We start from the raw sequence: 6,000 nt of genomic DNA on the forward strand, positions 1-6,000 counted from the left end.
GAGCGTTAGCCTTGTGTGGCAGGAATCTAAAATCTAAAATTTAAAATCTAAAATTAAAATGGTGAAGTATTCGGAAGAAATAAAGATTCGGGGGCATTACACGGATTTGCAAGGACGTTTGATTGTGAAGTCGCTTTGCGATTTGTTTAATGATGTGGCGAACGGGCAGACTTTGTTATTGGGGTTTGATGTGCCCACGTTGAACGCCCAAGGATTGACATGGATGCTGCATAAGTTGCGTATTATCGTGAACCGAATGCCGGAGCAGGAGGAAATCGTGACGTTGGAAACGTGGCCTTCTGGTATTGACCGTTTGTTTGCCCTTCGCGATTTCAGCATGTTCTCGGGAAAAGGAGAGCTCTTGATTCGCGCGACTTCGGAATGGATGGTGATAGATATCAATCGTCGTCGTCCGGTGCGATTGCCCGCGTGTGTCACCGGGAATGCCGCTTCCTGCGTAGATGTCGTTCGGGAAATTCCTTTTGAGTTGGATACTAAAAATATGCCGGAGGAATACGAAAATTCCCGTTGCTTCACGGCGACATACGATAATATTGATTTTAACAAACATGTGACACAAGCGACATACGTGCGTTGGGTAACGAATTCGTTATCTTACGTGTTTTTGAAAGAGCATGGATTAAGGGAGTTGGAGATTGTTTACGAGCACGAGGTGCTGCCGGATAGCAGAGTCAACGCGGAAAACCACGTGACTGAAGATGATGGAAAAGTGAAGGTTTATCACCGGGTGAGAAATGAAGCAGGCGATAAGACTCATTGCTTTGCCGTTAGCACGTGGGAAAAAAATCTTGATTAAAAAATTGCCGAGTTTTTTCTTTGTAAGGATAAAATGTGTATATTTGCACCGTCAAAAGAAAAATGCCCAGGTGGTGAAATTGGTATACACGCTACTTTGAGGTGGTAGTGGCCGTTCGGCTGTGCAAGTTCGAGTCTTGTTCTGGGCACCATGAAAGGAAACCGATACGGGAGTATCGGTTTCCTTTTTTTAATATAAAGCGTTATGAAAGAGCAGGTAATAAAACTATTCGAGCGTTACAAGGGAGGAGCTGATTATCACGTGGAAGCGCTTCCGCTTTCAGGTTCCAGTAGAAAATACTATCGGATTCAAGATAGTGAGGGAAGTTACGTGGGGGTATATCACGAAAACTTGCGGGAGAATAAGTTGTTTATAGACTTCACGCGTCATTTTAAAACGAAAGATTTGCATGTCCCGGAAGTTTATCGAGTGTCGGATGACGGGAAGGTTTACTTGCAACAGGATTTGGGACGTGACATGTTACTGGATGTCGTGGAGCGGGAACGGGAAGGCGAGATGTTGAACGAGCACGCGATGAACCTGTACCGGAAAGCGTTGGACGAGTTGTTGCGGTTTCAGTTGTTCGGACACGAGGGGTTGGATTACACGGGTTGTTTGCCTCGCCCTGTTTTTGACGAACGTTGTATCCGTTGGGATTTGAATTACTTTAAATATTGTTTTTTGCGTTTGGCGGGAGTCGAGGCGGACGAGGATAAATTGGAAGATGATTTTGAACTTCTGACAAAAACATTATTGGTCGCGGATACGGGACACTTTATGTTTCGGGATTTTCAATCCAGAAATATCATGGTGCTTCGGGATGAGGTCTATTTTATCGACTATCAAGGTGGTCGGCAAGGAGCGCTGCACTATGATGTTGCCTCGTTGCTTTATGATGCCGTGGTGAAAATGCCGGAAAGGCAGAAAGAAGAATTGTTGGATTATTATATAAGGAATCTGGAAGTATTCGATAAAGATACAAGATTTCGTGATTTGTATTATCATTTCGTTTTAATTCGTTTGTTACAAGCGATGGGAGCGTTCGGTTTACGGGGCTTGCACGAGGGGAAACAGCATTTTGTCGATTCCATTATTCCAGGATTGCAAGGAATTAGCCGTTTGTTCGAGAGTGGAAAGTTGGGTGAGGATTATCCCGAGATTCGGCGAGTTATAGGAATGGCTTTTGAAAAATACTTTGTACCTTCGCGTGTCGAAATAAATGAATAACTATTAAATATAAAACAGATATGAGTACTGTTGCAGAACAAGTAGCGTCACATTTGCTACAAATTAAAGCGATAAAATTAGAGCCTAATCATCCTTTCACTTGGGCATCCGGTTGGAAATCACCGATCTATTGTGATAATCGTAAGACTTTGTCTTACCCGGAGGTGCGGACTTACATCCGTGATCAGTTCGTGGAATTAATTCGCGCGAAATACCCGCAAGTCGAATTGATTGCCGGGGTGGCTACCGGGGCGATTGCACAGGGAGCGTTGGTGGCTCAAGAAATGGGATTGCCGTTTGTGTATATACGTTCTGCGGCGAAAAGTCATGGATTGGAAAATTTGATAGAAGGAGAGTATAAGGCCGGACAAAAAGTGGTCGTTGTCGAGGATTTGGTTTCAACCGGAGGTTCCAGTCTGCAAGCCGTGGAAGCGTTGCGGAATGCCGGTTGTGAAGTGTTGGGTATGGTGGCTATCTTTACTTACGGGTTCCAGAAAGCGATAGATAATTTTGCTAACGCTCATTGCGAGTTGGACACGTTGAGTAATTACAATGCCATGATCGATTTGGCACAGAAGAGCGGGTACGTGAAAGCGGAAGAAGTGGCAAAATTGAAGGAGTGGAGAGTTAGTCCGGAAACTTACAAATAATTTCGTGTATTTTAAATATTGAGTATATGGCTACACGAGTTGTTAGTGAGGTTCAAAAAATAAACAGTGCCATAGATGACGTGTACGCGTTTCTTTCCAATTTTGCCAAGTTCGGTTCAATGTTCGAAATGGCCGCCAAGATGGGTGCGGGGCAGCAACAGGGAATGCCGGAGATAGCCAGCAAGATAAAGGACGTGAGAACGACGGAAGATACTTGCACGTTTATGGTGGAAGGTCTTGGTGAAATGGGATTGCAGATCGTGGAGAGAGAGGAGCCGAAATTGATCAAGATCAAAGGAGATGGCAGAGTGCCTTTTGACTTCGACCTGTGGATTCAATTGTTGAGTAACGGTCCTTACGATACACGTATGAAAATTACTTTTGAGGCAGAGTTGAATATGATGTTCAAGATGCTTTTGAAAGGTAAACTGGAAAAAGGTATCCAGCAGTTGGCGGAAGGCCTTGCAAAGATCCCTTACGGGTATATGAAATAAAGAAAAAGCTCTTCGATAACCGAAGAGCTTTTTTATTTATTTTGCTAAATCGTCAAAATCAATGTCATCAAATTCGTTTACCTCAACTTCTTCACTGATCTCCATTGTTTCTCCGTTAAGTGCTGCTTTGATATAAGCGACAGCTTCATCCAACCCTTCCGCGAATTTATCAAAGTCTTCCTTGTATAAAAAGATCTTGTGCTTTTCGTAATTTTGAGAACCGTCTTTATCAAATTTTTTCTTGCTCTCGGTAATCGTCAGATAGTAATCGTTATTACGAGTAGCTTTCACGTCAAAAAAATAAGTCCTTTTTCCCGCTCTCACCGGTTTTGAATAGATCTCGTCCCGATCATTCATTTCCATACCTTCATTCTTTTCGTAACCTTCCATGTTAAATTAAAATTTTAATTAGACTTTGCGCACCAAAAGTAGAAAAAATAAACCAACAACATCGTTTTTTGGAACTTTTTTTTACCTCTGTCTATCAATATCTTAGTTGTGTGAAAACGTTTGAGATTACACGTGTGTGTTCTTTTGCTATATAAAATATTGATATATAACATATTATTGTGTATTTTAAAGGGAGCGTTTTACCGGAACGAAATAGAAATTATTGTACGGAAAGAATAAAAGCGTATCTTTGTAGTGTATAATTGTAAATATCAAGTAAACAATGGAAACAGTAGTAAGTGGAATCAGACCCACGGGTAATTTGCATCTGGGGAACTATTTTGGAGCGATGAAGAATTTTCTGAAAATGCAGGATGAGTACAAATGCTTCTTTTTTATTGCAGATTGGCACTCGTTGACGACACACCCTCACCCGGGGAACGTGGTGGAGAACGTGCGGAAGATTCTGGCAGAGTATCTGGCTTGCGGTTTGGATCCGGAAAAAGCTACCATTTACGTGCAAAGTGATATAAAAGAGATTTTGGAGTTGTATCTCTTTTTAAATATGAATGCTTATCTCGGAGAGTTGGAACGTACTACCACGTTTAAGGAAAAAGCGCGTAAACAGCCGGATAACGTTAATGCCGGTTTGCTGACTTATCCTACTTTGATGGCTGCAGACATTATTATACATAAGGCACACAAAGTACCGGTGGGTAAAGATCAGGAGCAAAACATGGAGATGGCGAGGAAATTCGCTCGTCGTTTCAACACGATATATGGATATGAATTATTTCCGGAGCCGGCTTCATTCTCTTACACCGGGGAAGGAATAAAGATCCCGGGACTGGATGGTTCGGGGAAGATGGGAAAATCAGAGGGGAATGCGATTTATCTTATCGACGATGCCGCGACAATTCGCAAGAAAGTGATGAAAGCCGTTACCGATAGCGGACCCACGGAGCCGAATAGCGAGAAACCTGAAGTTATTCGCAATCTGTTCACGTTGTTGGAAATCATGTCCGCGAAAGACGTGTATGATTATTTTGACGAGAAATATAATAATTGCGAGATCCGTTATGGTGATTTGAAAAAGCAATTAGCGGAAGATATCGTTAATTTCTGTACCCCGATCAGGGAGCGGATTCTGGAATATGCTGCCAACACGGATTACTTGGATAAAGTAGCTGCCGATGGAGCCGAAAAAGCCCGTGCCAGTGCTTCTGCTACCATGAAAGAAGTGCGTAAACTTATCGGTTTTCGCTAGTAAATGACTAAAATTGAAAATTGAAGTGCATCGTCATTTTCAATTTTCAATTTTCAATTTTCAATTGTATGTATGAGTATATAAAAGGGATTCTGGTTGAAGTAACTCCGGCGTGTGCTATCGTGGATTGCGGGGGAATAGGGTATTCTATTCATGTTTCGGTGAACACGTATTCGAAAATTGCCGCACAGTCGGAAGTGATGCTTTATATTCATCAGATTGTACGTGAAGACGCACATTTATTATATGGTTTCTTCTCGAAAGAAGAGAGAACGCTGTTCCGGGCTTTGATTTCCGTGTCCGGTATTGGAGCGAACACGGCAAACGTGATGTTGAGTTCTATGACGGTCGAGGAAATTACCGGGGCAATTCTCACGGAAAATGTGAACGCGATCAAGAGCGTGAAGGGAATAGGTATCAAGACTGCCCAGCGCGTGATTATTGAATTGAAAGATAAACTCGGAAAAGAGGGCGTTGCTGTCGAGAGTATTAATTTACCTTCAAGTGCCGTTAGGGAGGAAGCTCAAGCAGCGTTAGTGATGTTGGGTTTTGCTCGGGCACAGGTGGCTAAAACATTAGATAAAATTTTGGCTACTAATAGAGTGGAATCCGTGGAAGAGTTAATAAAATTGGCACTTAAGCATTTGTAATTAGGTCTCCCTCTCCCTTGCCCAACCTTTCCCTATGGTTGGGCTATACCATGAACGTAGCATAAACGTAGCATGTTCGTGGCATGAACGCATGTAAGCGTTTTTGATTCGATGGAGGAGAGTCTTTGCACGCTTGTTACCCTAGAGCAACGATAGACATCCCCCGGGGTGTTGTCGGGTTTGATGTTTCCAACGTGCTGCAATCTAGCCTGTTGTAAAAAACTTTAAAAATAGTGGTCAGAAAATTTGGAAAAAGGGAATTTCTTCGCTTATCTTTGCACCCGCTTTCGAGAGAGAGGGCAGGCGACGGGAGAAGCTTAAACGAGATACTGGAACGAGAGGTTTTAGAAACCGCCGAAAAAAGTTTTGAAAAAAGCTTGAAAAAATTTGGAGGTTGAAAAATAAGCATTACCTTTGCAGCCGCTTTCACGATGAAGGCCGGAGGGCAGGATAGAGGGGCGATAGGAAACGATAGAAGAAGAGTTCTTTAAGATATTGAAATGAA

At 42.6% G+C, this 6,000-nt stretch carries 7 protein-coding genes and 1 tRNA gene; 7 read left to right on the forward strand and 1 reads right to left on the reverse strand.

Annotated elements, in window-relative coordinates; genetic code table 11:
- The first annotated feature begins 58 nt into the window (after positions 1-58).
- From L0M98_RS22245 to L0M98_RS22265, 5 genes are all read left to right on the forward strand, one after another.
- Positions 59-817: an acyl-[acyl-carrier-protein] thioesterase gene (locus tag L0M98_RS22245; protein ID WP_227217854.1), complete on the forward strand. Its 759-nt coding sequence runs from the start codon at positions 59-61 to the stop codon at positions 815-817.
- Between the two features lie 64 nt (positions 818-881).
- Positions 882-968: transfer RNA gene (locus L0M98_RS22250), tRNA-Leu, on the forward strand.
- Between the two features lie 53 nt (positions 969-1,021).
- The gene (locus L0M98_RS22255; RefSeq protein WP_227217853.1) at positions 1,022-2,044 is read left to right on the forward strand and encodes an aminoglycoside phosphotransferase family protein; all 1,023 of its coding nucleotides are present in this window, start codon (positions 1,022-1,024) and stop codon (positions 2,042-2,044) included.
- 20 nt (positions 2,045-2,064) lie between these two features.
- Positions 2,065-2,694 carry an orotate phosphoribosyltransferase gene (pyrE, locus tag L0M98_RS22260; protein WP_099290028.1) on the forward strand — a complete coding sequence of 210 codons (630 nt, stop codon included), beginning with the start codon at positions 2,065-2,067 and terminating at the stop codon, positions 2,692-2,694.
- A 26-nt stretch (positions 2,695-2,720) separates the two neighbouring features.
- Positions 2,721-3,188, forward strand: a complete 468-nt coding sequence (locus L0M98_RS22265) for a hypothetical protein (protein WP_099290029.1) — start codon at positions 2,721-2,723, stop codon at positions 3,186-3,188.
- A 36-nt stretch (positions 3,189-3,224) separates the two neighbouring features.
- Here the strand turns inward: L0M98_RS22265 and L0M98_RS22270 are convergent, their stop codons facing one another.
- Complete coding sequence (locus L0M98_RS22270) at positions 3,225-3,578, reverse strand: DUF3276 family protein (RefSeq protein ID WP_099290030.1); 354 nt, start codon at positions 3,576-3,578, stop codon at positions 3,225-3,227.
- A 283-nt stretch (positions 3,579-3,861) separates the two neighbouring features.
- On the opposite strand from L0M98_RS22270, the gene trpS reads away from it, so the two are divergent.
- Positions 3,862-4,845, forward strand: coding sequence for a tryptophan--tRNA ligase (trpS, locus tag L0M98_RS22275; protein ID WP_099290031.1), 984 nt, complete (start codon positions 3,862-3,864; stop codon positions 4,843-4,845).
- 68 nt (positions 4,846-4,913) lie between these two features.
- Positions 4,914-5,495, forward strand: a complete 582-nt coding sequence (gene ruvA, locus L0M98_RS22280) for a Holliday junction branch migration protein RuvA (protein WP_099290032.1) — start codon at positions 4,914-4,916, stop codon at positions 5,493-5,495.
- The last annotated feature ends 505 nt before the right edge of the window (positions 5,496-6,000 follow it).

The organism is Butyricimonas sp. DFI.6.44 (genome assembly GCF_022132345.1).
GTDB classification, from domain to species: Bacteria; Bacteroidota; Bacteroidia; order Bacteroidales; family Marinifilaceae; genus Butyricimonas; species Butyricimonas muris.

What these genes read in the sequence shown, in the direction of transcription:
- L0M98_RS22245 (WP_227217854.1), top strand. Translation starts at nt 59, where the DNA reads ATGGTGAAGTATTCGGAAGAAATAAAGATTCGGGGGCATTACACGGAT.
- L0M98_RS22255 (WP_227217853.1), top strand. Translation starts at nt 1,022, where the DNA reads ATGAAAGAGCAGGTAATAAAACTATTCGAGCGTTACAAGGGAGGAGCT.
- pyrE (WP_099290028.1), top strand. Translation starts at nt 2,065, where the DNA reads ATGAGTACTGTTGCAGAACAAGTAGCGTCACATTTGCTACAAATTAAA.
- L0M98_RS22265 (WP_099290029.1), top strand. Translation starts at nt 2,721, where the DNA reads ATGGCTACACGAGTTGTTAGTGAGGTTCAAAAAATAAACAGTGCCATA.
- L0M98_RS22270 (WP_099290030.1), bottom strand. Translation starts at nt 3,578, where the DNA reads ATGGAAGGTTACGAAAAGAATGAAGGTATGGAAATGAATGATCGGGAC.
- trpS (WP_099290031.1), top strand. Translation starts at nt 3,862, where the DNA reads ATGGAAACAGTAGTAAGTGGAATCAGACCCACGGGTAATTTGCATCTG.
- ruvA (WP_099290032.1), top strand. Translation starts at nt 4,914, where the DNA reads ATGTATGAGTATATAAAAGGGATTCTGGTTGAAGTAACTCCGGCGTGT.